Below are 25,577 nucleotides of genomic sequence, written 5' to 3' on the forward strand. Positions count from 1 at the left end.
GGGAAATGACCAGCGTCCTGGGATACGCGATCGTGGCGATCGCGGTCCTTTTCGCGTCCTGCCTGCAGGGCTCCATCGGGTTCGGCATGGGCATGCTGGCCGCGCCGGTGGTCGCCATCGTGGATCCCGGCCTGGTGCCGGGCACGCTGATCATGCTGGCGACCCTGCTCACGCTGATGGTCGTGATCAAGGAGCGCGGCTCGATCGACGTGTCCGGTGCCGGCTGGGCACTGCTGGGACGGGTTCCCGGCACGGTCGCGGGGGCCCTGTTGCTCGCCGCGATTCCCGAGCACACCCTGGCCATCCTGATCGCCGCCGTCGTGATCGGCGGTGTCGCGGTGACCGGGCTGGGCTGGGTGCCCGCACCGCGTCGGCGCAATCTGGTGCTGGCCGGGGCGACCTCGGGTGTGCTGGGCACCGCGACATCCATCGGCGGCCCGCCGATGGCGCTGGTCTGGCAGCGCAGTGAGGGTCCCGAACTGCGGGGGACGATGAGCAGCTTCTTCCTGATCGGTTCAGTGATGTCGATCGCCATGCTCACCCTGACCGGTGCCGTCGACCGGCACACCGTGGCGATGTTCGGTGTGCTGATACCGGCCGCGCTGCTGGGGTATGTGTTGTCCCGCTACGCAAACCGCATCCTCAATCCGATTCGCCAGCGGTGGACCGCCATCACCGTCTCCATGATCGGCGCGGTGGTCCTCATCATCCAACAGACGGGTCTGCTATGAGCGAATCCACCGCGCGCGCAGGCGTGAAATCGGCCGTCCGCACCGTCGAGTTGCTGGAGTATCTCGCCGCCCGGCAGGACAAGCCCGCGCGGATCCGCGAGATCAGCGAGGCACTGGACATGCCGCGCAGCAGTGCCCATGCGCTGCTGCGCACCCTGATGGCCCAGGGCTGGGTGCGGTGCGATGACACCGGTGCGTTGTACGGGATCGGCATCCGGGCACTGCTGGTGGGCACCAGCTATCTCGACGGSGATCCGTACCTGCCGATGATCGCGCCGTTCCTGGACGACCTGCGCACCGACTGGGGCGAAACCTTCCACCTGGGTCGCCTCGATGGCACCGACATCGTCTATCTGGCCACCCGCGAGTCCCAGCAGTACCGGCGAGCCGCCAGCCGGGTGGGCCGGCGGCTGCCCGCGCACGCCACCGCGCTCGGCAAGGCTCTGCTGGCCGAAAGGGTGGGGGCTGAGCGCCGCAGTCATCTGCCCGGCGAGCTGATGGCGCTGACGCCGCGCACCCTCACCTGCCACGACGAACTCGACGACGCCCTGGAGACCGTGCGCATCCGCGGCTATGCCACCGACGACGAGGAGAACACCGCGGGTCTGCGGTGCTTCGCGGTGGCGTTGCGCTACACCTGGCCCGCCCAGGACGCCATCAGCGCCTCGGTGCCGGTGTCCCGGCTCACCGGCGAGCGCGAGCGGGCGTTGGTCGAGGCGCTGTGCGCGGTGGGCGACAAGGTGACCCGGGTGCTGCGGCCTGTCGCCAACGGTGACAAGTGGTTTGGGTGATCAGGGTGTCCGGCCAGGTGGGCCATATCAGTGTTGGATCAATTGATGCGATAACAGTGTTGGACGTGCATCAACCGCAATTTATAGGCTGGCAGATATGAGCGTTCAGACCCCGATTGTCACCGAGATGCGGGTCGTCCCCATCGCCGGCCACGACAGCATGCTGCTGAATCTCAGCGGTGCGCACGGCCCGTTCTTCACCCGGAACCTGGTGATCCTGAAGGACTCCGACGGCAACACCGGTGTCGGAGAAGTCCCCGGCGGCGCGGCCATCCAGACCACACTCGAGGACGCCCGCCCGCTCGTCGAGGGGCGCGGCATCGGCGCCTACAACGCGGTGCTTGCCGACATCAGGCGCACCTTCGCCGACCGCGACTCTGGTGGCCGCGGCGCCCAGACCTTCGATCTGCGGATCACAGTGCACGCGGTCACCGCAGTGGAATCGGCGATGCTCGACCTGCTCGGTCAGCATCTCGGCGTGTCGGTGGCCGCCCTGCTCGGCGACGGACAGCAGCGGGACCGGGTGCAGGCCCTGGGATATCTGTTCTTCGTCGGTGACCGCGACCGCACCGATCTGGCCTACCGCAGCCCCGCCGATGAGGATTCCGGCGCCGATGACTGGCTGCGGATCCGGCACGAGGAGGCGATGACCCCGGAAGGCGTGGTACGCCTGGCCGAGGCGGCCCGGGAACGTTACGGCTTCCGCGATTTCAAGCTCAAGGGCGGCGTGCTGCCCGCCGCGGACGAATCCAAGGCCGTCATCGCGTTGGCCGACCGGTTCCCCGACGCCCGGATCACGTTGGACCCCAACGGCGGATGGCTACTCAAGGACGCCATCACCACCTGCCGGGAGCTCACCGGGGTGCTGGCCTACGCCGAGGATCCGGTGGGACCCGAGGGCGGCTTCTCCGGCCGCGAGGTGATGGCCGAGTTCAAGCGGGCCACCGGACTGCCGACCGCCACCAACATGATCGCCACCGATTGGCGTGAGATGGGCCATGCCATCCGCTCCGGCGCGGTCGACATCCCGCTGGCCGACCCGCACTTCTGGACCATGGGTGGTTCCGTGCGCGTCGCCCAGCTCTGCGATGCGTGGGGACTGACCTGGGGGTCGCACTCCAACAACCACTTCGACGTTTCACTGGCGATGTTCACCCAGGTGGCCGCCGCGGCGCCCGGCGACATCACCGCCATCGACACGCACTGGATCTGGCAGGACGGGCAGCGAATCACCAAGGAGCCGTACCGGATCGTGGACGGTTACCTCGACGTACCTGCCGCGCCGGGCCTGGGTATCGAACTCGATGAGGAACGGGTGGCCGCTGCGCACGAGCTGTACCTGGCCGAGGGGCTAGGCGCCCGCGATGATGCCGTGGCCATGCAGTATCTGATCCCCGGCTGGAGCTTCGACAGCAAACGCCCCTGCCTGCAACGTCACTCGTGAAGATGAAAGTTCTCATCGGCGATCGCAACCTGGTCCCGCACCGCCGTCGCTTCGAGGCCGCCCTCCCGCCGGAGGTCAAGACGATCTGGGCCGGCGGCGATATCAGTCCGGACCGGTTGCGCGAGGCGCAGGTCTTCGTCGGCGGCCTGTTCACCGCGGAGATGGCGGCCATCGCCGAGAAGCTGCGGTTGGTGCACGTGGCCGGTGCCGGCACCGACCGGGTCGCCTTCGACGCGCTCGGTGCTGACGTCCTGGTGGCCAACACCTTTCACCACGAGCGTTCCATTGCCGAGTTCATCCTGGCCGCCGCCATCATGCTGCGCCGCGGCTTCCTGCAGCAGGACCGTGCCCTGCGCAGCGGGGTGTGGGCCAGTTCGGTCTATGACGACACCATCGCCCAGCCGCCGACCCTGCACGGAGCCCGGATCGGTTTCGTCGGGTTCGGTCATATCGGTCAGCAGAGCTGGAAGCTGTTGAGCGCCTTGGGCTGCCAGGGTGCCGCGGTCACCGGATCGGGACGGGTTCGCGACGGCGCGGGGTTGGTGTGGGCCGGTGACGTGTCCCGGCTCGATGACCTTGCCCGAGAATCGGACGTGCTGGTGGTGTCGGCACCGCTGACCCGGGAGACCACCGGCATGATCGGCCGCAGCCAGCTCAGCGCGCTGGGGCCCGACGGCGTGCTGATCAACGTCGGGCGCGGCCCGCTGGTCGACGAGAACGCGCTGTATGACGCGCTGCTCACCGGCCGCGTCGGGGCCGCCGCCATCGACGTCTGGTATCGCTACCCGGACGCCGCAAACCGTACCGGCGCGCCGTGCCCACCCAGTGAGCTGCCGTTCGCCGAGTTGCCGAACGTGTTGATGACCCCGCACGCCTCCGGGGTCACCGCCGACACCTTCAAGGGCAGAGGCGACGATATCGCCGCCAACATCGGGCGGTTGCTGCGAAACGAGCCGCTGCAGAACGTGGTTCAGCCCAGCACGTCGTAGATGAGCCGGAAGTAGCGGTCGGTCCGCGCGGAGCCCTCGATCCCGGGGCCCATCTTGTTCATCACGTAGGCGATGGTGGTGCGACGGTCCGGGTTCATGGATTGCCATGACCCGCCCCAGCCGCCCCAGAAGCAGATCTTGCCGTCCGGGATGTATCCGATGGCGGGGCTGGGCAGGCCGAATCCGAGACCCATCCGGAGGTGGTGGCCGGCGAGCACCAGGTCGGGTCCCTCGATCTCGGTCTCGAAGATGCGCTCCACGGTATGCGGTTTCAGCAGTTGCACGCCGTCGACGGTGCCGCCCAACGAGACCGCCGAGAGGATCTTGGCCAGTGCGCGGGCGTTGGTGTGACCGTTGGCGGCGCCGATATCGGCGGCCCGCCACGCCGCGGAGTTTGCGATCAGCGGGTCAGGCGCAGGCCCGGTGAACGTCTTGATCATCTGCTCGCTCCACTGCTCGAACGGCGGAATGCCCTCGAATGGGTCTGCGGGCGCGATGATCTCGGCGATGCGGGCGTCGTCCTGCGGTGCCGCACCGATCTGGAAGTCCACGCCCAGCGGCCCGGCGATCTCTTCGGCGACGAACCGCTTCAACGTCCGGCCGGTGACCCGGCGCACCACCTCGCCGATCAGGTGCCCGTGGGTCAGGGCGTGGTAACCGGTGGCCGTGCCCGGTTCCCACCACGGCGCCTGCGCCGCGAGCATCGAGGTGGACCGGTCCCAGTCGAGTACGTCCTCGGGGGTCACCGGCTGCTCCCACGCCGACAGCCCCGACGAGTGGGTGAGCAGATGGCGGAACTCGATGTGCTGTTTGCCGTTCGCGCCGAACTCCGGCCACACCTCGGCCACCGGGGTGCGTGCGTCGATCAGGCCGCGGTCGATGAGCATCAGCCCGGCCAGCGCGGTGATGTTCTTGGTCGATGACCAGACGTTGACGATGGTGTCGGCCGTCCACGGTGTGCTGCGGGCCGCATCGGTGTGCCCGCCCCAGATATCCACCACCAATTCGCCGTCGACATCGATGGCGATCGCGGCGCCGCACTCCTCGCCGGTCGCGATGGCCTGGTCCAGTGCCTCGGCGAGTGGGGCGAATTCCGGCGCGAAGTGGCCGTCGATGTTTCCCATACCCGACATCATGCGCCGGGCGGGGCCTACCAGTTGTGGTATCCGCCTTCGGGACCCAGCATCCGTTCCAGCCGGCTGCGCCCGATCTTGGCGAGCTCGTTGCGCAGGATCTTGCGTTCCATCTCGACCTCGTGGTGCATGCGGTTCGACAACGCGCTCAGCACGTCGCCGGCGCAGTGCCCGTCGACGAACATCACGAAGGGGAAGCCGTACCGGCCCACATAGCTGCGCGATGCCGCGCCCAGTTCCGTCATCGTCGCGGCGTCGTCGTCCCACACCGAGCACTGCTCGGAGGCGGAACGGACACTTCGGGGTCGCCGTCCGACGTCGGGGCAGGTGTCGAGGATCTGATCGACGGCGGCCTCGGGGAGTTCGAACAGCAGCGCGTCCGCGCGACGGAAGAGGGCGTCGTGATCGGGGTAGGCACGTCCCCTGACCAGTTCACGGGCCATCGCGTAGCTGTTGCAGCACTCGTAGAGCGCATGCACGGCCTTGCGTTCGGGCAACGTGTTGAACACGTCCAGGCCGATTCCTTGATGCAGCAGCACACACCCATGATCAAAGGGCCAGGACACGCCCGGGTTACCGCGTGTTACAGCGGTGCTAAATCAATTCCCGCGATCAGTGACCGTCGGCCTTGAACCGCTCGATCGAACGCTGCAGCTCGGCCTCGGCCTCTTCGCGACCCGCCCAGTCGGCGGCCTTCACGAACTTGCCCGGCTCCAGGTCCTTGTAGTGGACGAAGAAGTGCTTGATCGCTTCCAGCTCGAACGGCGGGACATCGGCGAGATCCTGGATGTGGTCCCAGCGCGGATCGCCCGCGGGCACGCACAGCAGCTTGTCGTCGCCGCCGGCCTCGTCGGTCATCTTGAACATCGCGACCGGGCGGGCCTCGACGATGCAGCCCGGGAACACCGATTCGGGCAGCAGCACCAGAGCGTCCAGCGGGTCGCCGTCCTCGCCGAGGGTGTCTTCGAAGAATCCGTAGTCGGCGGGGTAACCGAACGACGTGTAGAGGTACCGGTCGAGCTTGACGCGGCCGCTCTCGTGGTCCACTTCGTACTTGTTGCGCGAACCCTTGGGGATCTCGATGACGACGTCGAACGACACCGGCGTTGCTCCTTCGGCTGGCTTGGTCTGGCGGGTCCACATTAGAGGAGCGATACGCTGCACGTTATGCGGCCCGGGAGATGGCGCCGATCCACCCACCTGGTGATCGGCCTGGTGGTACTCGTGCTGGTGGCTGCCGTGGTCGGGGTTGCCGCGGTGGTCACATCCACCCGTACCTCGGCGAACAAGGCGCTGCCCGAACAACCCGCCGCCGTGGCGGCCGCGCCGGGAGTCCGCCCGCTCGGCGAGGCCACCACCGAACCGACCCCGAAGGGCCTCGCCGCCACACTGGCCGCGGCGCTGGCCGACCCGAACCTGGGCATGCTGACCGGCCGGATCACCGACGCCGACGACGGCACCGAATTGTGGGAGCAGGGCGAGCGCATCCCCATGCAGCCTGCGTCGACGAACAAGGTGCTCACCACCGCAGCCGCCCTGCTGACCCTGGACCGTGACGCGACGCTGACCACCCGGGTGGTCGCCGGTGACCGGCCCGGTGTGGTGGTGCTGCACGGCGGCGGGGACCCGACGCTGTCGGCCGTCGCCGCCGACAAGCGCACCTGGTACAAAGGCGCTGCCCGGATCAGCGACCTGGCCGGGCAGGTCCGGGAGAACGGCACCCGCGTCACCGCCGTGCAGGTCGACCTCGGTGAATACAGCGGGCCGACGATGGCGCCGGGGTGGGATCCGCTGGACATCGACGGCGGCGATATCGCCCCGATCGAATCGGTGATGCTCGACGGCGGTCGAACCCAGCCGGTCTCGCCGGAATCGCGACGGTCCCGGACACCGGGCCTGGACGCCGGTCGCGCGCTGGCCACCGCACTCGGTGTGGACCCGGCCACCGTCACCGTGACATCGATCTCGTCGGACGCCGAGGAACTCGCCGAGGTGCACTCGCCCCCGCTCATCGAGCGGCTGCGCCAAATGATGAACGAGTCCGACAACGTGATGGCCGAGTCGATCGGCCGCGAGGTGGCCGCCGCGCTGAACCGTCCGCAGAGTTTCGACGGGGCGGTGCAGGCGGTGCTCGGCCAGTTGCGCGGCGCCGGCGTGGACACCGCCAACGCCACCCTGCTGGACTCCAGCGGGCTGTCGGTGGACAACCGGCTCACCGCGCTGACCCTGGACGGTGTCATCGCCGCCGCGGTCGGTGCGGATCAGCCGCAGCTGCGCCCGCTGGTGGACCTGTTGCCCATCGCCGGCGGCAGCGGCACCCTGTCCAACCGGTACCTGGACACCGATGAGGGCCGGGAGTCGGCGGGCTGGCTGCGCGCCAAGACCGGCTCGCTCACCGGCACCAACTCGTTGGCCGGCATCGTCACCGATTCCAGCGGCCGGGTGCTGACCTTTGCGTTGATCTCGAACAACGCCGGGCCCACGGGACGCACGTCGCTGGATGCACTGGCCGCCAAATTGCGGTCCTGCGGGTGCGGCGGATGAGCGACCGGGGAGGCAGCTCGGTGGGCGGTGCGGTCGACTGGACCTTCGCCGCCGATATCGGTGCCAAGCTGAGCAGGCCCGGCCCGGCGACCACCGATTACACCCGCGATCAGGCGATCGCGCAGCTCTACGAGTCGGCCCGTTCCGCCGAATTACCGGTGCGCGAGGTGACTCACCTCAACGAGGGTGCCGAGGTCCCCGAGGCCCGGGTGATCGACCGCAAGATGTGGGTGCGCGCGGCGACGCAGTCGATGCGGGTGATGACCGGCGCTGCGGAGCAGACGTCGAAGGGGCCCGGCGGTGCGCTGACGGCCAAGGTGACCGGCGCTCAGACCGGTGCCGTGCTGGCGTTCATCTCGTCGGGGATCCTGGGGCAGTACGACCCCTTCGGCGGCGACGGCGGGCAGGAGCGAAGCGACCCGGGGAGTCAGTCACGCGGGGAGCTGCTGCTGGTCTACCCGAATGTCATTGCGGTCGAACGGCAACTGCGGGTCAAGCCCGCCGACTTCCGGCTCTGGGTATGCCTGCACGAGGTCACCCACCGGGTGCAGTTCCGGGCGAATCCCTGGCTGGCCGAACACATGTCGTCCTCGCTGGCCGTGCTGACCAATGACGGCGGCGAGCAGGTCGGCGATGTCATCGGCAGGCTCAGCGCCCATGTCCGCGCCCAGCGCGGCGGTAAGCCGGTCGACGTGAATTCGGCGGGCGTGCTCGGCTTGTTGCGCGCCGTGCAAGCCGAGCCGCAGCGCGAGGCGCTGGACCGGCTGCTGGTGCTGGGCACCCTGCTGGAGGGGCATGCCGAGCACGTTATGGACGCCGTCGGGCCCGCCGTGGTGCCGACGGTGGCGACCATCCGCCGCCGTTTCGACGAACGGCGGCAACGCAAACAGCCACCGCTGCAACGCATCATCCGCACCCTGCTGGGTTTCGACGCCAAGCTCAACCAGTACACCCGGGGCAAGGTGTTCGTCGACGAGGTGGTGGCGCGGGTCGGAATGGACCGCTTCAACGTCATCTGGACCGACGCCGGCACCCTGCCCAGGCCCGATGAGATCGAAGAACCGCAGCGATGGATCGATCGGGTCCTGTAGCGCAGCTGCGCGCGGTGGTCGCGGCGTTCGCCAAGGCCCGTCTCGGCGACGATGAGCGCTGGTGTGTGGGGCTCTCCGGCGGTGCGGACTCGCTGGCACTGACGGCGGTCGCCGCCCGGTTGCGGCCCACCACGGCGTTGATCGTGGATCACGGCCTGCAGGCCGACTCGGTCGCCGTCGCCGAACAGGCCCACGCACAGGCCATCGCGCTCGGATGCGTTGACGCACAGATTCTCCGGGTCGAGGTCGGATCCGCGGGGGGACCGGAGGCGGCGGCGAGAACGGCCCGCTACGCGGCACTGCAGACCGCCCGGGACGGTGCGCCGGTGCTGTTGGCGCACACCCTCGACGATCAGGCCGAGACGGTGTTGCTGGGCCTGGGCAGGGGGTCGGGCGCCCGGTCGCTGGCCGGGATGCGGGCCCACGACGCGCCCTGGTGCCGTCCGCTGCTCGGGGTGCGCCGGGCTACGACGGTGGCGGCGTGCTCCGAACTGGGTCTGACGCCCTGGCAGGATCCGCACAACAGCGACCCGCGTTTCACCCGGGTCCGGCTGCGCACCGAGGTGCTCCCGCTGCTGGAGCAGGTGCTCGGCGGTGGGGTGGCCGAGGCGCTGGCCCGCACCGCCGCAGCGCTGCGCGAGGACACCGAGGCGCTGGATGCCGCGGCCGCCGAGATCGGGATCGGGGCGGGCGCCCTGCCGATCGCCGACCTGGACGGCCTGTCCGCCGCCGTCCGGCGCCGTGTCATCCGGAGCTGGCTGCTGGCCGGGGGAGCCTGCGATCTCACCGACGCCCAGATCCGTTCCGTCGACCTTCTGGTCACGGCGTGGCGGGGTCAGGGCGGGGTCGCGGTGCCGAGCGGATTGACCCGGGAGCGTCTGTTCGCGGGCCGCCGGAACGGCGCTCTGGTGCTCTACGGTCAGCCGGTCGCCTGATCCCGGCTACGCTGTGACGGTGACTGCGGAGTTGTATCCGGGCGATATCAAGTCGGTCTTGCTGTCCGAAGACCAGATCAAGGCCAAGACCGCCGAACTGGCAGAACTGATCGCCGCGGATTTCCGCGACGGCGGGCCCGATCAGGACCTGCTGCTGATCACTGTTCTCAAGGGCGCGGTCCTGTTCGTCACGGACCTGGCCCGGGCCATCCCGGTGCCCACCCAGTTGGAGTTCATGGCGGTCAGCTCGTACGGATCCTCGACATCATCTTCGGGTGTGGTGCGCATCCTCAAGGACCTGGATCGCGATATCAACGACCGCGATGTGCTGATCGTCGAGGACATCGTCGATTCCGGGCTCACCCTGTCCTGGCTGCTGCGCAACCTCGCGACGCGGCGTCCGCGGTCGCTGAAGGTATGCACGTTGCTGCGCAAGCCTGACGCCGTGCGCGCCGATGTGGAGATCGAGTACGTCGGCTTCGACATCCCCAACGAGTTCGTGGTGGGCTACGGGCTGGACTACGCCGAGCGCTACCGCGATCTGCCCTATATAGGCACGCTGGAGCCCAAGGTCTACGAGAACCGTTAGAGGTTCTGCAGAGATGACGCTTTCCTCGCGGGATGCGTCCGTCTGTGTGTATGTGGGTAACGCGTAGAACGACTTCCGAGCGTTGCCGTGCTCTAGATCAACACCTTGCGCGGGGTCTTTGGGCCGCGTAGAATCGAACACAAGTTCGAATGCGACGTAGCTCCCAGCGCGACTCGGTGAGCTGCAGACCGCGACTCCGGTCGCCGCGAGGTTCGACGGCCCCTGTGGGGCTGTGTGGACCGTTGTGACTGATCGTGCCCCGTTGGGCACCTTCTGTGAAAGTCGTTATCCCTATGGACGCCACCCATCTCAATACGTTCATTGATGCGCTCATCGATGATCTTGCTGTTGCGCCGCCGCCCGATGACGATGCTGATCGCCGGTTGTTTGATCTGTTGGACTCTCCGCGGCGGGTGCTCGATGAGCAACCGCTGCTGGCGGTGCTGGCCGCCGCGGTGGTGACACGCAACCTGGCCGATCATGTGATCGCCCAGGCGGTGGCGGCCGCGGAGCGGGCCGGGATCCCGGCGCGGCGGCACCTGAGCTCTGGCAGCGACCTGCTCATCAGCTGCGGCATGGCTCCCGGTGCCGCGTACCGCGCGGCACGGGTAGGGCGCGCGGCGCACACCCTGCCGGCGTTGACCCGGGCCCAGCGCCTCGGTGGGATCGGTATCGAGTTCGCCGACGCCATCGGCAAAGGAGTCGCGCAGGTATCGGGCAGGGTCGCGTTGTCCGAGGATGACCGGGCGGGCGTCGTCACGTCGTTGATGATTCAGACCACGCCCTCTGGTGTCGATAAGAAGGCCCGCGAGATCGCCATCTTCAAAGCCGCAACGCAGCCTCGCGACGACGGCGCGGTGCCGGTCGTGGAGAACGCCGACCTCAACGAGATGACCGTGGTGCAGACCGACGACAGGCGGGTCGCGGCCAGCCTCGATCTCGTCGCGCTCACGGCAGAGGAACTGTTGGCCGCGCTGGATCCGTTGTGCCGGCCCGTCCCGCTGCCCGACGGGTCGCCGGACCCCCGCCCGGCCGGCCGCCGTCGCGCCGATGCGTTCGGGCAGATCATGCGCACCTACCTGTCGAGCTCGCAGCGCCCGATGAGCGGTGGTGTGCTTCCCCACGTCACCTTGATCCGGCCTGCCGCAGCTAGGTCCGTGGATGTTCTCGGGTTCGGCGGGCCTATCAGCGCCCGCACCGCGGACCTGATTGCGTGCGACAGCACCCTGACCGCGGTAACCGTCGACGCCGCGGGCGCGCCGTTGGACGTCGGCCGCGCCGAACGGCTATTCACACCTCTGATTCGTAAAGGGTTGGCGGTGCGCGATGGTGGCTGCGCGCACCCCGGCTGCGGCAGACCCGTGTCCTGGTGCGACGCCCACCACATCACTCCATGGGCCTCCGGGGGCGCCACCAGCATCGACAACGGTGTGCTGCTCTGCCGGCTGCACCACACCGCGATCCACCACGGCGGCTGGCAGGTCTACCTCGGCGCCGACCGCCATCCCTGGTTCATCCCACCGCATGACCCCGCCGGGCCCAAACCGGCACACCTGCGATCCCACGCCCGACGCACCATGACCACCCTGCCCACCGCCGCATAAACCGAACGCTCATGGCAGCTTGACAACTACACAGAGAAACCGGCCGCAGCGCCGATTGCGTTGGTGGCCAACCCGACTGCTGCGAACCAGCTAGCGAATCAGGGCGCTAGGTCAGTTCCCAGATGACCGTCACCGAGAAGCCCACGGTCTGCTCGCCGGGTGCCAGCGGCACCGACTCGGCCATTGCAGAGCGTGGCATCGGGACCGGCGGCGGCGGTGTGGTTCCGTCGGCCTCCGAGATCGAGATGACGTCTCCAAGGTTCAGCCCGGACAGTTCGGCGTACTGCTGGGCGCGGTCCTTGGCATCCTCGAAGGCGCGGGTGCGCGCATCGCGCACCAGTGCGGAGTCATCGGCGATCGAATAGTTCACCGAGTTGATCCGGGTGTTGTCCCCGCCGGTGGTGACGATCAGAGCCAGGATGTCCGACGCACGGTCGGCGTCGCGGATCTTCACGTCGATGGCATTGCTCGCCCGGTAGGAGGCGATGCTGGTGCCATCGGAGTTGTACTGCGGTTGCAGCGACACCTGCGTGGTGCTGATGTCCTTCTGCTCGATGCCCGCGCCGGTCAGCGCATCCAGGACGGCCTGCTGCCGCTGGCTGGTCTGGTTGAGCGCGCCCGTGACATCGGCGGCGATGGCTTCCATTGCCGCCGAGACGGTCAGCGTGTCCGGGGTGCCCTGCACCTCACCGGATCCGACCACGGTGACCTGGCGGGCGGCCGCGGCGGACGGGTCACCGACGGGCGCGGGACCCGATTGTGCGTCACAGGCGCTGACCCCGACGGCGAGCACCGCCCCGGCGAGAGCGAGACAGACACGGGCCGGCAATCGTCGCGCGAGTGGCATGTTCGAACCATAGCGCGTCAGGGCGTCACGACGATCTTGCAATGCCGGTCCGGATCGCCCAGATCGGCGAACGCATCCGCCACCCCGTCCAGATCGACCTCGCCGGTGATCAGCGGGGCGACGTCGATGTCACCCTCGGCGATGGCACGCAGCGATTCGGCGAATTCGGATGGGTCGTAGCCGAATACGAAGTGCAGGCTGAGCTGTTTGGCGCTGGCGAAGAACGGGTGCACGGTGTCGGGCTGCATGCACACACCGGCGACCACCACCCTGGCGCCTGCCGGTGCGCGGCGCAGCACGTCGTCGATCACGCCCGGGGCGCCGACCGCTTCGAACACCACCACCGGTGTGCTCTGGTGGAACGGCGAACCCTGTGCCGGGTCGACGGTCACGTGGGCACCCACAGTCTCGGCGAGTGCGCGCCGAGTGGAGGAGAAGTCGGCTGCCACAATGGTTTCCACCCCGCGGTACTTCAGGGCGGCGATGATCGCGATGCCGATCGGGCCGCACCCGATGACCAGGGCGGGTTCACCGCGTTCGATCTTCGAGGTGTTGACGGCGTGCAGGCCGACCGCCATCGGCTCGGTCAGGGCGGCGTGGCGGGCGTCCAGGCCGTTGGGCACCGGCAGCAGCAGCGGTGCGGAGAGCAACATGCGCTCGGCGTAACCGCCGACGGTGGTGTTGCTGTACACGATCATGTCGAGCCCGGTCGGCGTCAGCAGCACCGGGACCGAGGTCACCAGAGTGCCGGGGGCCGGCGCGTCGGTGCCGGGTCCGGCCTCCAGGACCTCGGCGCTGAATTCGTGCCCCATGTAGATGTCGGCGGACAGGTCGATACCGGACATGGTGTCCGGCATGCCTTCCATCTCCGCGCCCGCGGCCAGCATCTGATCGCCGTGCGCGGCGAAATGCAGGTCGGATCCGCAGATTCCGCATGCCTTCACCGCCACCAGCACCTGGCCGGGGCCTGGCACGGGTTCGGGCACGTCATCGCGCACCACCATGGCGCCGTCGCGCAACACCGCCGAGCGCATCAGGGCTTGTCCCCGGCATGCTCGGTGATGGCGTTGACGATGGCCTGCCCGGCGCGCCCGAGCAGTTGGTCCCGCATGCCCTTGGCCCAATCGTGGGAGGCGCGCGGTGCGGTCAGCTGTCCCTTGAAGTGCGGGATGACCTCCCGGGCGAACAGCTCATAGGAGTGGTAGGTGGCCGCCGGTGACGCCCAGTCGTGACCGAGCAGCAGGAACGTGCCGAAACCGCCGGAGCGGTCCAGCAGGTCCTGGATGTAGGCGATCGCCTCCTCGGTCGTGCCGATACAGCAATTGCCTTTGGCCGCATAGTCTTCGACGAACTGCCGGGCATCGCCCTGACCTCCGTCCGCGGAGTTGGACAACGGCACGAACCCGGCCGCACCGAAGTAGTTCGCGAAATCTTGCAGCCCGTAGGTGCAGTCCTCGATGGCCTGCTCCTTGGTGTCGGCGACGTGCACGATGCCCAGCACCCGCCAGTCCTTGCGGTCGGGGGCCTCGCGTTCGGACTTCTGCGCCTGCTCGGTCACCATGTCCCAGGTGGTCTCCACGGCAGCGACCCCACCGGGCACCGACATCGACAGCGACAGCAGTGACGTGCCGAGCTGGCCGGCCAGTCGCGGCCCGGACGGCGAAACCATTGCTGCGGTCGATATTTCGGGGTACGGCCAGGTGTAGGGGCGGATGTGCAGCGCGGCGTCACGCAGGGTGAACCAGTCGGTCTGGCGGTCGATCCGTTCCTCGGGCCCCGCCCGGAACAGGGCCAGGATGGCCTCCAGTGACTCCTGCATCATCCGGCGCTGGTCGACGGGATCGATGCCCATCATGTAGGCATCCGAGGGCAGCGCTCCCGGTCCGGTGCCGAACATGACCCGTCCCCTGGTCAGGTGATCGAGCAGCACCCAACGGTCGGCGACCATCAGCGGGTGGTGATAGGGCAGCGACACCACGCCGGTGCCGAACCTGATGTGCCGGGTGCGTTCGGCGGCCGCGGCGATGAATACCTCCGGGCAGGCGATGAGTTCGTAACCACCGGAATGGTGCTCGCCGAACCAGGCTTCGTCGTAGCCCAGCCGGTCCAACGCCTCCACCCGGTCCATGTCGTACTGCAGCGCGAGGGTGGGGGACTGACCGGTCGGATGGAACGGGGTGATGAAGACACCGAAGTCCAGCGGCGCGTTCACGTCAGGTCCAATTCGCCGAGGAACTCCAGCAAGGCCGCATTGACCTCGTCGGGCCGCTCCTGCTGCAACCAGTGCCCGGCACCGTCGAGCAGCACTTCGCGGTATCCGCCGGTGGCCACCTCGGTGACCCGGTCACGCGGGGTGAATCCCAGCACCGGGTCGGCGCTGCCGGCGAGGAACAGCAGCGGGACGGTGATGGTGTGCGCGGTCAGCCCGCCGGCCGCCGGATCGGTCAGCTCCCAGTTGCGGTCGAAGTTGCGATACCAATTCAGCGGTCCGGTGAAGCCGGTCACCTCGAACGCCCGCACGTACTCGTCGAACTCCGCGGTGCTCAGCCAGTCCGGCAGCGGCGGCAGCGGCTGGTCGGCCATCTCGTCGATGGGCCCGCCGAAACCCTCCAGCGCCACCATCCGCTGCAGGGAGGCACGTACATCCGCGTTCAGCGCCGCGTCGGCCACCCCGGGCTCCTGGAAATACAGGATGTAGAAGAATTTGTCACCGAAGATCTTCCGCCAGATCTGCGTGGGCGGCGCCGAGGCCCGCGGGATCGGCGGGACGCTCAGCGCCACCACCGCGCTCGCCCGGTCGGGGTGGTAGAGCGGGAAGTTCGTGGCCACCGGGGAACCCCAGTCGTGCCCGACGAGCACGGCGCGTTGCGCGCCGACATCATCGAGCAGTCCGGCGATATCGGCGGTCAGCTCGGCGATGTTGTAATCCTCGATCGCCTCGGGTCGCGAGGACCCGCCGTATCCGCGCTGATCGGGGGCGATGACGTGGTACCCGGCCGCGGCCAGCGCGGGAATCTGGTGGCGCCATGAATGGGCCAGTTCGGGGAAGCCGTGGGCGAGCACGACGACCGGATTACCGGGCTCACCGGCCTCGGTCACCCGCAACGTCACGCCATTGGTATCTACTAACCGGGTGGTTGGTGTGATCACGATCTCAGCCAAGCACACGGGGTCTGCGTGGGCGAGCAAGTCGGGCGGGGAACTTCTGATCGTTGGTCAAGCGGTAGCCTTGAGTTTTCCAACTGCGCTTATCGGAAGGACCGGGCCGGCCGCACCCGTGCAGGCCGGAGATATCGATGAACCGTAAAAACGTCATCCGCACGCTGTCGGCGATAGCCGTCGTGCTGCTGCTGGGTTGGTCCTTCTTCTACTTCAGCGACGACACCCGCGGATTCAAGCCGGTCGACACCTCGGTGGCGATGGCTCAGATCAACGCGGACAACGTCAAGAGCGCTCAGATCGACGACCGTGAGCAGCAGCTCCGGCTCGAGCTGAAGTCGGGCAACGGCGACACCGAGAACAGCGACAAGATCCTCACCAAGTACCCGACCGGTGTCGGGGTGCAGCTGTTCGACGCGTTGAGCGCCAAGAACGCCAAGATCAACACGGTGGTCAACCAGGGCAGCGTGCTCGGCACCCTGCTCATCTACATGTTGCCGCTGCTGCTGCTGGTCGGCCTGTTCGTGATGTTCTCCCGCATGCAGTCCGGCGGCCGGATGGGCTTCGGCTTCGGCAAATCCAAGGCCAAGCAGCTGTCCAAGGACATGCCCAAGACCACTTTCGCCGATGTGGCCGGCGCGGACGAAGCGGTCGAAGAGCTCTACGAAATCAAGGACTTCCTGCAGAACCCGAGCCGCTATCAGGCGCTCGGCGCCAAGATCCCCAAGGGCGTGCTGCTGTTCGGGCCGCCCGGAACCGGTAAGACGCTGCTGGCCCGCGCCGTGGCCGGGGAGGCCGGGGTTCCGTTTTTCACGATTTCAGGTTCGGACTTCGTCGAGATGTTCGTCGGCGTCGGCGCCTCACGGGTGCGTGACCTGTTCGAACAGGCCAAGCAGAACAGCCCCTGCATCATCTTCGTCGACGAGATCGACGCCGTCGGGCGTCAGCGTGGCGCCGGTCTGGGCGGTGGCCACGACGAGCGTGAGCAGACGCTGAACCAGCTGCTCGTCGAGATGGACGGTTTCGGTGAGCGCCAGGGCGTCATCCTGATCGCGGCCACCAACCGTCCCGACATCCTGGACCCGGCGCTGCTGCGTCCCGGCCGCTTCGACCGTCAGATCCCGGTGTCCAACCCGGACCTGGCCGGCCGCCGCGCCGTGCTCAAGGTGCACTCGGCGGGCAAGCCCATCGCCGGTGACGCCGATCTGGACGGCCTGGCCAAGCGCACGGTCGGCATGTCCGGTGCCGACCTGGCCAACGTCATCAACGAGGCGGCGCTGCTGACCGCCCGCGAGAACGGCACCGTCATCACCGGCGCCGCGCTGGAAGAGGCCGTCGACCGAGTCGTCGGTGGTCCGCGCCGCAAGAGCCGCATCATCAGCGAGCACGAGAAGAAGATCACCGCCTACCACGAGGGCGGCCACACCCTGGCGGCCTGGGCGATGCCCGATATCGAGCCGATCTACAAGGTCACCATCCTGGCCCGCGGTCGTACCGGCGGCCACGCCGTCGCGGTTCCCGAGGATGACAAGGGCCTGATGACCCGCTCCGAGATGGTCGCGCGGCTGGTGTTCGCGATGGGCGGACGGGCCGCCGAGGAACTGGTGTTCCGCGAGCCCACCACCGGTGCGGTCTCCGATATCGAGCAGGCCACCAAGATCGCCCGCGCCATGGTCACCGAATACGGCATGAGCGCCAAGCTCGGCGCGGTCCGCTACGGCACCGAACACGGTGACCCCTTCCTGGGCCGCTCCATGGGCACCCAGGCCGATTACAGCCACGAGGTCGCGCAGATCATCGACGACGAGGTGCGCAAGCTGATCGAGGCCGCGCACACCGAGGCGTGGGAGATCCTCACCGAGTACCGCGATGTGCTCGACATCCTGGCCGGCGAGCTGCTGGAGAAGGAGACCCTGCACCGCAAGGAGCTCAAGGCCATCTTCGACGGGGTGAAGAAGCGTCCCCGGATCACCATCTTCAATGATTTCGGTGGCCGGATCCCGTCGGACAAGCCGCCGATCAAGACCCCCGGTGAGATCGCGATCGAGCGCGGCGAGCCGTGGCCGCCCCCGGTGAAAGAGCCCGCCTACAAGACCGCCATCGTCGAGGCCAGCAAGGCCGCCGAAGCGGCCGGACAGAACGGCACCAACGGCTCGGGCGCCAACGGCGCACCCCCGAACGGTCAGGGCCACGGTCAGGCGCAGCCGGATTACGGCGCGCCGGCCGGCTGGCACGCACCGGGCTGGCCGCCGCGCCCCGGCGCCGGCCAGCAGCCGCCGCCCCCGCCGCAGGGCTGGTACCCGCCGCAGCACCAGCAGCCGCAGCATCAGCCCGGACCGCCTCCACCGCCGTACCCACCGCAGTACGCGCCACCCCCGCATGCGCCCGGCAACGAGCAGCAGGGCCCGGACGCACCACGGACCCATGGCTGAACAGAACGGAGCGTCGATGACGACGTCGGAGAACGACCTCGCTGAAGCGGTCGGCTTCACCCCTGCCCACTTCGACCAGGAACGCGCGGAAGCGGCCGTACGCGAGCTGCTGATCGCGGTCGGCGAGGATCCGGACCGGCACGGTCTGGTGGACACCCCGGCGCGGGTGGCGCGGGCGTACCGGGAAATCTTCGGCGGCCTCTACACCGACCCCGACACGGTGCTCAACACCACCTTCGACGAGCAGCACGACGAACTTGTGCTCATCAAACAGATCCCGATGTACTCCACCTGTGAGCACCACCTGGTGTCCTTCCACGGGGTGGCTCATGTGGGGTACATCCCCGGGCTGGACGGCCGGGTCACCGGCCTGTCCAAGATCGCCAGGCTCGTCGATCTCTACGCGAAACGGCCGCAGGTCCAGGAGCGGTTGACCGCGCAGATCGCGGACGCCCTGATGCGCAAGCTGGATCCGCGCGGGGCGATCGTGGTGGTGGAGGCCGAGCACCTGTGCATGGCCATGCGTGGCGTGCGCAAGCCGGGTGCGGTGACCACCACCTCGGCGGTGCGCGGACAGTTCAAGACCGACAAGGCATCACGGTCCGAGGCGCTGGAACTGATCCTCCGGAAGTGACCGTGCCGGTGGTGATGGGTGTCGTCAACGTCACCGAGGACTCGTTCTCCGACGGCGGACTCTTCCTCGATCGCGACCGTGCCGTGGAACGGGCGATGGCGCTGGTTGCCGCCGGTGCGGCGATCATCGACGTCGGCGGCGAGTCGACGCGCCCGGGTGCCACCCGGGTCGCCCCGGAACTCGAGAGCTCGCGGGTACTGCCCGTCATCCGGGACTTGGCCGCCGCCGGGGTCACCGTCAGCATCGACACCATGCACTCCTCGGTGGCCGCCGCCGCGCTGGAGAACGGCGCGCAGATCGTCAACGACGTCTCCGGCGGGCGGGCCGACCCGAATATGGCCGCCGTGCTGGCCGAGGCGAAAGCGCCGTGGGTGCTCATGCATTGGCGGTCGGTGCGCGCCGACGCCCCGCATGAGGTCCCCGCCTACGCCGACGTCGTCGGCGAGGTGCGCGAGGATCTGTTGCGCAGTGTCGACGACGCGGTCGCGGCCGGCGTGGACCCGGCGAAGGTGATCATCGATCCCGGCCTCGGTTTCGCCAAAACGGCACAACACAACTGGGAACTGCTGCGCGCGTTGCCGACGTTCGTGGCGACCGGGTTCCCGGTCCTGGTCGGGGCGTCGCGCAAACGGTTCCTGGGCGCGCTGCTGGAAGGACCCGACGGGGTGATGCGCCCGGCGGCCGGGCGCGAGACGGCGACCGCGGTGATCTCCGCGCTGTCCGTCCTGAACGGCGCGTGGGGTGTGCGGGTGCATGATGTGCAGGCCTCGGTGGATGCGCTCAAGGTAGTGGACGCGTGGTCCGGAGGGAAAAATGGCTGATCGAATCGAACTGCGCGGGTTGACCGTTCGCGGGAACCATGGCGTCTTCGACCATGAGCGCCGCGACGGCCAGGACTTCATCATCGATGTGACGGTGTGGATCGATCTGGAGGCCGCCGCCGCGACCGACGACCTTGCCGACACCCTGAACTACGGAACGCTGGCGGAGCGGGCGGCCGCGATTGTCGCGGGCCCACCGCGCAACCTGATCGAGACGGTGTCCGCCGAGATCGCCGAGGACGTGATGACCGACGAGCGCGTGCATGCCGTCGAGGTCGTCGTGCACAAGCCCAGCGCGCCGATCCCACTGACCTTCTCCGATGTGGCGGTGGTGGCGCGCCGGTCCCGCCGCGGCAGGGGACTGGCACCGTGAGCACCGCGGTGCTGTCCATCGGGTCGAATCTGGGTGACCGGCTGGCGCACCTGCAGTCCGTGCTCGACGGGATGGCGGCGCTGGGCAGCCGGATCGTGGCGGTCTCACCGGTCTACGAGACCGACGCATGGGGTGGCGTCGAACAGGGCGCCTTCCTCAATGCGGTGCTGATCGTCGAGGATCCGGCCTGCGACGGCCACGGCTGGCTGCGACGGGGTCAGCAGCTGGAGTCCGCGGCCGACCGGGTGCGCGACGTGCACTGGGGACCGCGGACCCTCGATGTCGACATCGTCTCCTGCCGCGACGGATCCACCGAATTGCGTTCCGAGGACGCCGAACTGACGCTGCCGCACCCGTTCGCGCATCAGCGCGCCTTCGTGCTGGTGCCGTGGCTGGACGCCGATGCCGGCGCCGAGCTGTCCGGCACGCCGGTGGCCGAACTGCTGGAGCGGCTCGGCGAAGAGGAGCGCGCCGGGGTGCGGCCCACCCACCTGACCCTGGACCGCTGATGGGACCGACCCGAAAGCGTGACCTCGCGGCAACGGCGGGCATCGCCGCCGTCGTCTGCTACCTGCTGGTCGTCTTTCTGTACCGGTGGTTCCCACCGATCACGCTCTGGACGGGGGTGTCCCTGCTGGCGGTGGCGGTCGCCGAGGCCGTCTGGGGCTACGTCATACGATCGCGCATCGCCGACGGTCAGATCGGTATCGGCGCGGGGCGACTGCACCCGCTGGCGGTGGCCCGCTCGGTGGGGATCGCCAAGGCGTCGGCCTGGGTCGGCGCGCTGGTACTGGGTTGGTGGATCGGGGTTCTCGCGTATCTGCTGCCGCGCCGGGGCACCATGCGTGTCGCGGGCGAGGACACCGCCGGCGCCGTGGTGGCCGCGCTGTGCGCGCTGGCACTCCTGGCGGCCGGGCTGTGGCTGCAGCATTGCTGCACGTCCCCGGAGGACCCGAACGACAATCACGACTCGTACAGTGGCGCAGCCGAGTAGCCGAATCGCCGCGCAGGTCGACACGCGATGCGAGCTGTGAACGGTACAGTCGCCCCATGACCGATCCGTCCCGCGGCGTGCGCGTTCGACGCGCCAACCGCAGGCCGGGTTGGGTTCTGCTGACGGCGTTGCTGGTGCTCGCGATCGTCGCCAGCACCGTGCTGGTCTTCACCAACCGGGTCGAACTGCTCAAACTCGCCGTGGTGCTGGCGTTGTGGGCGGCGGTCGCCGCGGCGTTCGTGTCGTTCATCTACCGGCGGCAGAGCGATCTCGATCAGGCCAAGGTGCGCGACCTCAAGTACGTCTACGACCTCCAACTGGATCGCGAGATCTCGGCGCGCCGCGAATACGAACTGGCAGTGGAAGCGCAACTGCGCCGCGAGCTGTCGGCGGAGTTGCGGGCGCAGGCCGCCGACGAGGTCGCCGCGCTACGTGCCGAACTCGCCGCGCTGCGTACCAATCTGGAGATCCTGTTCGACACCGATCTGGACCACCGCCCCGCGCTGGAGACCGAACGCCCCGCCGGCCGGGTGATCGCCAGCCGCATCGACACCCCGGTGCGCGCCGAGGCAGAGCCGCGCACCGAGGAAAGCCCGATCATCGACGTGCCCGCCGAACCGCATCCACCGGAGTACCAGTGGGCGCCGGCCGAACCGATCGGCCCCGAACCGATCGCGCCCGAACTGTTCGGCGGAGCCCACCGGCGGGCATCGGAAGCCGAGGAACCCGCTCCCTGGCAGCGCCGCGCCGCCACCTCCCCGCCCGTTCAACCGCCGCCGCCACCGGCCGCCCCGCCCGTTCCGGAGCCGGTCGCCGCCCAGTGGTCGCCCGCCCCGGCCGCCACCTGGGGACCCCAGCCCGCCCCGCCGGTGCGCCATCCCGAGCCACCGGCATCCCCGCCTCCGGCGCCGGAGCCCGCACCCCGGGCAGAGCAGCCCGCCCCGGAAACCCCGGACCGCCGTGGCCGCCACTACGGCTCGGACGCCGAATCGGCCCAGCCGCCGCGCCGCGCGCGGCACTCGGTGCCCGGCGAAACCGGTCCGCCGCCGCCACCTCCGTCCGCTCCGCCGCGCACCCGGCGGGCGGCCCAGCCGGACCGCGAACCCCCGGTGCAGGCGCCCATGCCGCCGCCTGCGCAGACACCCACCCCACCGCCGGCGCCCCGCCACCGCGGTGCCGAAGAACTCCAGCGCGAACAGCCGGAACCCGAGGGTGGCCAGCATGCAGGTGGTCAGCCGGTCTCCGAACTGCTCTCCCGCCTGCAGGCAACCCCCACCGGCGGTGGCCGGCGCCGTCGCCGCGAGGAGTGAGCTAGGCTCACCCCGACCGTGCGGTACCCGTATAAGGGACCGCAACGTTTATCACGACTGAATTTGCGAGGTCGTCTGTCATGGTCGACGGACTCCGTCCAGCGCGGCTCACTGTCGGCATCATCTCGGCCGGCCGGGTGGGAACCGCTCTCGGCGTGGCGCTCGAGCGCGCCGAGCACGTGGTGGTGGCCTGCAGCGCCATCTCCAACCAGTCCCGTGAACGCGCGGCCGCCAGACTCCCCGACACCGCGGTGCTGCCCGTGCAGGACGTGGCCGGACGGGCCGAGTTGCTGCTGCTCGCGGTGCCCGATGCCGAACTCGATGCGCTGATCTCCGGGCTGGCCGCCACCGACGCGGTACGCCCCGGCACCATCGTGATGCACACCTCCGGGATGAACGGGGTCGGCGTGCTGGAGCCGTTGACGGCACAGGGTTGCATCCCGCTGGCCATCCACCCCGCGATGACGTTCACCGGTTCCGATGAGGACATCGCCCGGCTGCCGGACACCTGTTTCGGCGTCACCGCGCTCGACGAGATCGGTTACGCGATCGGCCAGGCGCTGGTGCTGGAGATCGGCGGAGAACCGTTCCGGGTCCCCGAAGACGCGCGCATGCTGTACCACTCGGCCCTGGCGCATGCCAGCAACCACCTCGTCACCGTCGCACTCGACGCGGTCGAGGCACTTCGGTCCGCGCTGCGCGGCCAGGAGCTCCTCGGCCAGGAACTCGTCGGTGACGCACCCGGCGGGATCGCCGAACGCATCATCGGCCCGCTGGCAAGGGCGTCGCTGGAGAACGCGCTGCGGCGCGGCCAGGCGGCGCTGACCGGTCCGGTGGCGCGCGGCGACGCGGCCGCGGTGGCCGGTCATCTGCGCGCCTTCGGTGAGGTGGATCCCCAACTGGCCCAGGCATATCGGTCCAATTCACTGCGCACCGCCCAGCGGGCGCACGCACCGAAGGACGTGTTCGACGTGCTCACCACACCCGGGACGGGACAGAAGTGACCGTCCGCAAACCGCCGGCCTTCGCCGCCGGAGAGCTCAACGTCTATACCCGGCCCGCCGATGTCGCGGACGTCACCAGGGCGCTGCGCGGAACCGGCAAGCGGGTCATGCTGGTGCCGACGATGGGCGCCCTACATGAGGGCCACCTCACGCTGGTCCGTCATGCCAAGCGCATTCCCGGTGCGGTGGTGGTGGTTTCGATCTTCGTCAATCCGCTGCAGTTCGGTGCCGGGGAGGATCTCGACGCCTACCCGCGCACCCTGGAAGACGATCTCGCGGCGCTACGGGGCGAGGGAGTGCAGATCGCCTTCACCCCGACCGCGGCGGACATGTACCCGTCGGGACCGCGCACCAGCGTGCACCCCGGGCCGCTGGGTGCAGAACTCGAAGGCGCTTCCCGGCCCACGCATTTCGCCGGGATGCTGACCGTCGTCATGAAACTGCTGCAGATCGTCGGGCCGGATCGCGCGTTCTTCGGCGAGAAGGACTATCAGCAACTGGTGCTGATCCGGCAGATGGCCGACGACCTGAACCTCGGCGCCCGCATCGTCGGGGTGCCGATCGTGCGGGAGGCCGACGGACTGGCGATGTCCTCACGTAACCGCTACCTCGACGAGGTGCAGCGTGAGCAGGCCTGTGCCATACCGTCGGCGCTGCTGGCCGGCATGTACGCCGCGGGCGAGGGTGTGGACGCCGCACTGGACGCCGCGCGGGCCGTGCTCGACGAGGTACCGGCGATCAGCGTCGACTATCTGGAGGTCCGCAACACCTGGCTGGGCCCGGCGCCGCAGACCGGCGCGGCCCGCCTGCTGGTGGCGGTTCGCCTGGGCGGCACCCGACTGCTGGACAACATCGCGATCGACATCGGCGTGCCCTCGGGCGACGGTCCGGATGTCGCGTACGACGAACACGAATTGCCCTGGAGGAACTGATGTTACGGACCATGCTGAAGTCCAAGATCCACCGTGCCACGGTCACCCAGGCCGACCTGCACTATGTGGGTTCGGTGACCATCGACGCGGACCTGATGGATGCGGCGGACCTGCTCGAAGGCGAGCAGGTCACCATCGTCGACATCGACAACGGCAGCCGACTGGTCACCTACGCCATCACCGGTGAGCGCGGCAGTGGTGTCATCGGGATCAACGGTGCCGCAGCGCATCTGATACATCCCGGAGATCTGGTCATCCTCATCGCCTATGGCACCATGGAGGACGCGCAGGCCCGCGAGTACCAGCCCAGGATCGTCTTCGTCGACGCCGGGAACCGTCAGATGGACCTGGGTACCGATCCCGCCTTCGTGCCGGCTGATGCGGCCGGCCTGATGTCGCCCCGCTGATGCTGCTGGCCATAGACGTCCGTAACGCGCACACCATCGTCGGGCTGATCTCGGGTGCGGGCGAGAACGCCAAGGTGGTGCAGCACTGGCGGATACGGACCGAATCCGAGGTGACCGCCGACGAGCTGGCGCTCACCATCGACGGTCTGGTCGGTGACGATGTGGAGCGGTTGACGGGTGCGGCGGCGCTGTCGACCGTGCCCTCGGTGCTGCACGAGATCAGGCTGATGCTGGAGCAGTACTGGCCCGCGGTGCCGCACGTCCTCATCGAGCCCGGGGTGCGTACCGGTATCCCGCTGCTGGTGGACAACCCCAAGGAAGTCGGTGCGGACCGGATCGTCAACTGCCTGGCCGCTTTTCACAAGTACAACTCGCCGGCGATCGTGGTCGACCTGGGGTCCTCCATCTGTGTCGACGTGGTGTCGGCCAAGGGGGAGTTCCTCGGCGGCGCCATCGCCCCGGGCGTGCAGGTGTCCTCCGATGCCGCGGCGGCAAGGTCGGCGGCGCTGCGGCGCGTGGAACTGACCCGTCCGCGTTCGGTGATCGGCAAGAACACCGTGGAGTGCATGCAGGCCGGCGCGATCTTCGGCTTCGCCTCGTTGGTCGACGGTCTGGTGGACCGCATCCGCGCCGATGTGGACGGTTTCGGGGGCAGCGATGTCGCGGTGGTCGCGACCGGGAACTCCGCGCCACTGGTGCTGCCCGACCTGCGCACCGTCGGGCATTACGACCAGCACCTGACGTTGCAGGGGCTGCGGCTGGTGTTCGAGCGCAACCGCGACAACCAGCGTGGCCGACGCTGATTAAGCTGGC

At 68.8% G+C, this 25,577-nt stretch carries 27 protein-coding genes; 20 read left to right on the top strand and 7 right to left on the bottom strand.

The features are described 5' to 3' along the window. Positions 1-5: 5 nt before the first annotated feature. From ASE48_RS29705 to ASE48_RS29720, 4 genes are all read left to right on the top strand, one after another. Entirely contained in the window at positions 6-731 is a 726-nt protein-coding gene (locus ASE48_RS29705) for a sulfite exporter TauE/SafE family protein (protein WP_057170805.1), read from the top strand. Continuing rightward, a complete protein-coding gene (locus tag ASE48_RS29710; RefSeq protein WP_057170806.1) occupies positions 728-1,522 on the top strand; it encodes an IclR family transcriptional regulator in 795 nt (264 codons plus the stop codon). The genes ASE48_RS29705 and ASE48_RS29710 overlap by 4 nt, the downstream gene beginning before the upstream one ends. A gap of 97 nt (positions 1,523-1,619) precedes the next feature. Next, positions 1,620-2,966: an enolase C-terminal domain-like protein gene (locus ASE48_RS29715; protein WP_057170807.1), complete on the top strand. Its 1,347-nt coding sequence runs from the start codon at positions 1,620-1,622 to the stop codon at positions 2,964-2,966. Between the two features lie 2 nt (positions 2,967-2,968). After that, positions 2,969-3,955 carry a 2-hydroxyacid dehydrogenase gene (locus ASE48_RS29720; RefSeq protein ID WP_057170944.1) on the top strand — a complete coding sequence of 329 codons (987 nt, stop codon included), beginning with the start codon at positions 2,969-2,971 and terminating at the stop codon, positions 3,953-3,955. Here the strand turns inward: ASE48_RS29720 and ASE48_RS29725 are convergent. The 3 genes from ASE48_RS29725 to ASE48_RS29735 all read right to left on the bottom strand — a co-directional run bounded on the left by ASE48_RS29725 (position 3,937) and on the right by ASE48_RS29735 (position 6,189). Continuing rightward, on the bottom strand, positions 3,937-5,079 hold the full coding sequence (locus ASE48_RS29725) for a serine hydrolase domain-containing protein (protein WP_057170945.1): 1,143 nt from the start codon (positions 5,077-5,079) through the stop codon (positions 3,937-3,939). The two genes, ASE48_RS29720 and ASE48_RS29725, sit on opposite strands and share 19 nt — an antisense overlap. Before the next feature lie 26 nt (positions 5,080-5,105). Next, positions 5,106-5,627 (bottom strand): 2-oxo-4-hydroxy-4-carboxy-5-ureidoimidazoline decarboxylase, encoded by a 522-nt coding sequence (locus ASE48_RS29730; protein WP_200962300.1) that lies wholly within the window; start codon positions 5,625-5,627, stop codon positions 5,106-5,108. A gap of 73 nt (positions 5,628-5,700) precedes the next feature. Continuing rightward, complete coding sequence (locus tag ASE48_RS29735) at positions 5,701-6,189, bottom strand: inorganic diphosphatase (RefSeq protein WP_057170947.1); 489 nt, start codon at positions 6,187-6,189, stop codon at positions 5,701-5,703. A gap of 66 nt (positions 6,190-6,255) precedes the next feature. Between ASE48_RS29735 and dacB the strand changes: the two genes are divergently transcribed. The 5 genes from dacB to ASE48_RS29760 all read left to right on the top strand — a co-directional run bounded on the left by dacB (position 6,256) and on the right by ASE48_RS29760 (position 11,851). Continuing rightward, positions 6,256-7,632 (top strand): D-alanyl-D-alanine carboxypeptidase/D-alanyl-D-alanine endopeptidase, encoded by a 1,377-nt coding sequence (gene dacB, locus ASE48_RS29740; RefSeq protein WP_057170808.1) that lies wholly within the window; start codon positions 6,256-6,258, stop codon positions 7,630-7,632. Next, positions 7,629-8,723, top strand: a complete 1,095-nt coding sequence (locus ASE48_RS29745; RefSeq protein ID WP_057170948.1) for a zinc-dependent metalloprotease — start codon at positions 7,629-7,631, stop codon at positions 8,721-8,723. The genes dacB and ASE48_RS29745 overlap by 4 nt, the downstream gene beginning before the upstream one ends. Further along, complete coding sequence (gene tilS / locus ASE48_RS29750; RefSeq protein WP_057170809.1) at positions 8,702-9,658, top strand: tRNA lysidine(34) synthetase TilS; 957 nt, start codon at positions 8,702-8,704, stop codon at positions 9,656-9,658. The genes ASE48_RS29745 and tilS overlap by 22 nt, the downstream gene beginning before the upstream one ends. A gap of 13 nt (positions 9,659-9,671) precedes the next feature. After that, complete coding sequence (hpt, locus tag ASE48_RS29755; protein WP_057170810.1) at positions 9,672-10,247, top strand: hypoxanthine phosphoribosyltransferase; 576 nt, start codon at positions 9,672-9,674, stop codon at positions 10,245-10,247. Between the two features lie 293 nt (positions 10,248-10,540). Further along, the gene (locus ASE48_RS29760) at positions 10,541-11,851 is read left to right on the top strand and encodes an HNH endonuclease signature motif containing protein (RefSeq protein WP_057170811.1); all 1,311 of its coding nucleotides are present in this window, start codon (positions 10,541-10,543) and stop codon (positions 11,849-11,851) included. Between the two features lie 106 nt (positions 11,852-11,957). Here ASE48_RS29760 and ASE48_RS29765 read toward each other — a convergent pair whose 3' ends face one another. The 4 genes from ASE48_RS29765 to ASE48_RS29780 are packed head-to-tail and all read right to left on the bottom strand — an operon-like array spanning position 11,958 to position 15,848. Then, on the bottom strand, positions 11,958-12,698 hold the full coding sequence (locus tag ASE48_RS29765; protein WP_057170812.1) for an SIMPL domain-containing protein: 741 nt from the start codon (positions 12,696-12,698) through the stop codon (positions 11,958-11,960). A gap of 17 nt (positions 12,699-12,715) precedes the next feature. Then, positions 12,716-13,732 carry a zinc-binding dehydrogenase gene (locus ASE48_RS29770; RefSeq protein WP_057170813.1) on the bottom strand — a complete coding sequence of 339 codons (1,017 nt, stop codon included), beginning with the start codon at positions 13,730-13,732 and terminating at the stop codon, positions 12,716-12,718. Beyond that, entirely contained in the window at positions 13,732-14,910 is a 1,179-nt protein-coding gene (locus ASE48_RS29775; RefSeq protein ID WP_057170814.1) for an LLM class flavin-dependent oxidoreductase, read from the bottom strand. Before ASE48_RS29775 ends, ASE48_RS29770 begins: the two co-directional genes overlap by 1 nt. Continuing rightward, positions 14,907-15,848, bottom strand: coding sequence for an alpha/beta fold hydrolase (locus ASE48_RS29780; protein ID WP_200962301.1), 942 nt, complete (start codon positions 15,846-15,848; stop codon positions 14,907-14,909). The genes ASE48_RS29775 and ASE48_RS29780 overlap by 4 nt, the downstream gene beginning before the upstream one ends. A gap of 146 nt (positions 15,849-15,994) precedes the next feature. On the opposite strand from ASE48_RS29780, the gene ftsH reads away from it, so the two are divergent. The 11 genes from ftsH (at position 15,995) to ASE48_RS29835 (ending at position 25,567) form a co-directional block, all read left to right on the top strand. Next, on the top strand, positions 15,995-18,289 hold the full coding sequence (gene ftsH / locus ASE48_RS29785) for an ATP-dependent zinc metalloprotease FtsH (RefSeq protein ID WP_057170816.1): 2,295 nt from the start codon (positions 15,995-15,997) through the stop codon (positions 18,287-18,289). A gap of 16 nt (positions 18,290-18,305) precedes the next feature. After that, positions 18,306-18,923 (top strand): GTP cyclohydrolase I FolE, encoded by a 618-nt coding sequence (gene folE, locus ASE48_RS29790; RefSeq protein ID WP_057170949.1) that lies wholly within the window; start codon positions 18,306-18,308, stop codon positions 18,921-18,923. 14 nt (positions 18,924-18,937) lie between these two features. Continuing rightward, complete coding sequence (folP, locus tag ASE48_RS29795; protein ID WP_057170950.1) at positions 18,938-19,744, top strand: dihydropteroate synthase; 807 nt, start codon at positions 18,938-18,940, stop codon at positions 19,742-19,744. Then, on the top strand, positions 19,737-20,117 hold the full coding sequence (gene folB / locus ASE48_RS29800) for a dihydroneopterin aldolase (RefSeq protein WP_057170817.1): 381 nt from the start codon (positions 19,737-19,739) through the stop codon (positions 20,115-20,117). Before folP ends, folB begins: the two co-directional genes overlap by 8 nt. Beyond that, entirely contained in the window at positions 20,114-20,626 is a 513-nt protein-coding gene (folK, locus tag ASE48_RS29805) for a 2-amino-4-hydroxy-6-hydroxymethyldihydropteridine diphosphokinase (RefSeq protein WP_057170818.1), read from the top strand. Before folB ends, folK begins: the two co-directional genes overlap by 4 nt. Next, positions 20,626-21,111: a DUF3180 domain-containing protein gene (locus tag ASE48_RS29810; RefSeq protein ID WP_057170819.1), complete on the top strand. Its 486-nt coding sequence runs from the start codon at positions 20,626-20,628 to the stop codon at positions 21,109-21,111. The genes folK and ASE48_RS29810 overlap by 1 nt, the downstream gene beginning before the upstream one ends. A gap of 56 nt (positions 21,112-21,167) precedes the next feature. Continuing rightward, positions 21,168-22,421 carry a DUF6779 domain-containing protein gene (locus tag ASE48_RS29815; RefSeq protein ID WP_057170820.1) on the top strand — a complete coding sequence of 418 codons (1,254 nt, stop codon included), beginning with the start codon at positions 21,168-21,170 and terminating at the stop codon, positions 22,419-22,421. Positions 22,422-22,501: 80 nt separating this feature from the next. Continuing rightward, positions 22,502-23,425: a Rossmann-like and DUF2520 domain-containing protein gene (locus tag ASE48_RS29820; RefSeq protein ID WP_057170821.1), complete on the top strand. Its 924-nt coding sequence runs from the start codon at positions 22,502-22,504 to the stop codon at positions 23,423-23,425. Next, positions 23,422-24,357 carry a pantoate--beta-alanine ligase gene (panC, locus tag ASE48_RS29825; protein WP_057170822.1) on the top strand — a complete coding sequence of 312 codons (936 nt, stop codon included), beginning with the start codon at positions 23,422-23,424 and terminating at the stop codon, positions 24,355-24,357. The genes ASE48_RS29820 and panC overlap by 4 nt, the downstream gene beginning before the upstream one ends. After that, positions 24,357-24,764 carry an aspartate 1-decarboxylase gene (panD, locus tag ASE48_RS29830; protein ID WP_057170823.1) on the top strand — a complete coding sequence of 136 codons (408 nt, stop codon included), beginning with the start codon at positions 24,357-24,359 and terminating at the stop codon, positions 24,762-24,764. The genes panC and panD overlap by 1 nt, the downstream gene beginning before the upstream one ends. After that, on the top strand, positions 24,764-25,567 hold the full coding sequence (locus tag ASE48_RS29835) for a type III pantothenate kinase (RefSeq protein ID WP_057170824.1): 804 nt from the start codon (positions 24,764-24,766) through the stop codon (positions 25,565-25,567). The genes panD and ASE48_RS29835 overlap by 1 nt, the downstream gene beginning before the upstream one ends. Positions 25,568-25,577: the final 10 nt, after the last annotated feature.

The sequence above is a fragment of the Mycobacterium sp. Root265 genome (assembly GCF_001428895.1).
In the GTDB taxonomy this organism is placed as follows: domain Bacteria; phylum Actinomycetota; class Actinomycetes; order Mycobacteriales; family Mycobacteriaceae; genus Mycobacterium.

Bases quoted from the DNA above. Each gene is read 5' to 3' on its own strand.
- ASE48_RS29705 (WP_057170805.1), top strand. From the start codon at position 6: ATGACCAGCGTCCTGGGATACGCGATCGTGGCGATCGCGGTCCTTTTC.
- ASE48_RS29810 (WP_057170819.1), top strand. From the start codon at position 20,626: ATGGGACCGACCCGAAAGCGTGACCTCGCGGCAACGGCGGGCATCGCC.
- ASE48_RS29725 (WP_057170945.1), bottom strand. From the start codon at position 5,079: ATGGGAAACATCGACGGCCACTTCGCGCCGGAATTCGCCCCACTCGCC.
- ASE48_RS29770 (WP_057170813.1), bottom strand. From the start codon at position 13,732: ATGCGCTCGGCGGTGTTGCGCGACGGCGCCATGGTGGTGCGCGATGAC.
- ASE48_RS29760 (WP_057170811.1), top strand. From the start codon at position 10,541: ATGGACGCCACCCATCTCAATACGTTCATTGATGCGCTCATCGATGAT.
- ASE48_RS29745 (WP_057170948.1), top strand. From the start codon at position 7,629: ATGAGCGACCGGGGAGGCAGCTCGGTGGGCGGTGCGGTCGACTGGACC.
- ASE48_RS29720 (WP_057170944.1), top strand. From the start codon at position 2,969: ATGAAAGTTCTCATCGGCGATCGCAACCTGGTCCCGCACCGCCGTCGC.
- folE (WP_057170949.1), top strand. From the start codon at position 18,306: ATGACGACGTCGGAGAACGACCTCGCTGAAGCGGTCGGCTTCACCCCT.
- ftsH (WP_057170816.1), top strand. From the start codon at position 15,995: ATGAACCGTAAAAACGTCATCCGCACGCTGTCGGCGATAGCCGTCGTG.
- tilS (WP_057170809.1), top strand. From the start codon at position 8,702: ATGGATCGATCGGGTCCTGTAGCGCAGCTGCGCGCGGTGGTCGCGGCG.
- ASE48_RS29815 (WP_057170820.1), top strand. From the start codon at position 21,168: ATGACCGATCCGTCCCGCGGCGTGCGCGTTCGACGCGCCAACCGCAGG.
- ASE48_RS29715 (WP_057170807.1), top strand. From the start codon at position 1,620: ATGAGCGTTCAGACCCCGATTGTCACCGAGATGCGGGTCGTCCCCATC.
- ASE48_RS29835 (WP_057170824.1), top strand. From the start codon at position 24,764: ATGCTGCTGGCCATAGACGTCCGTAACGCGCACACCATCGTCGGGCTG.
- ASE48_RS29820 (WP_057170821.1), top strand. From the start codon at position 22,502: ATGGTCGACGGACTCCGTCCAGCGCGGCTCACTGTCGGCATCATCTCG.
- dacB (WP_057170808.1), top strand. From the start codon at position 6,256: ATGCGGCCCGGGAGATGGCGCCGATCCACCCACCTGGTGATCGGCCTG.
- panD (WP_057170823.1), top strand. From the start codon at position 24,357: ATGTTACGGACCATGCTGAAGTCCAAGATCCACCGTGCCACGGTCACC.
- ASE48_RS29765 (WP_057170812.1), bottom strand. From the start codon at position 12,698: ATGCCACTCGCGCGACGATTGCCGGCCCGTGTCTGTCTCGCTCTCGCC.
- folB (WP_057170817.1), top strand. From the start codon at position 19,737: ATGGCTGATCGAATCGAACTGCGCGGGTTGACCGTTCGCGGGAACCAT.
- folP (WP_057170950.1), top strand. From the start codon at position 18,938: ATGGGTGTCGTCAACGTCACCGAGGACTCGTTCTCCGACGGCGGACTC.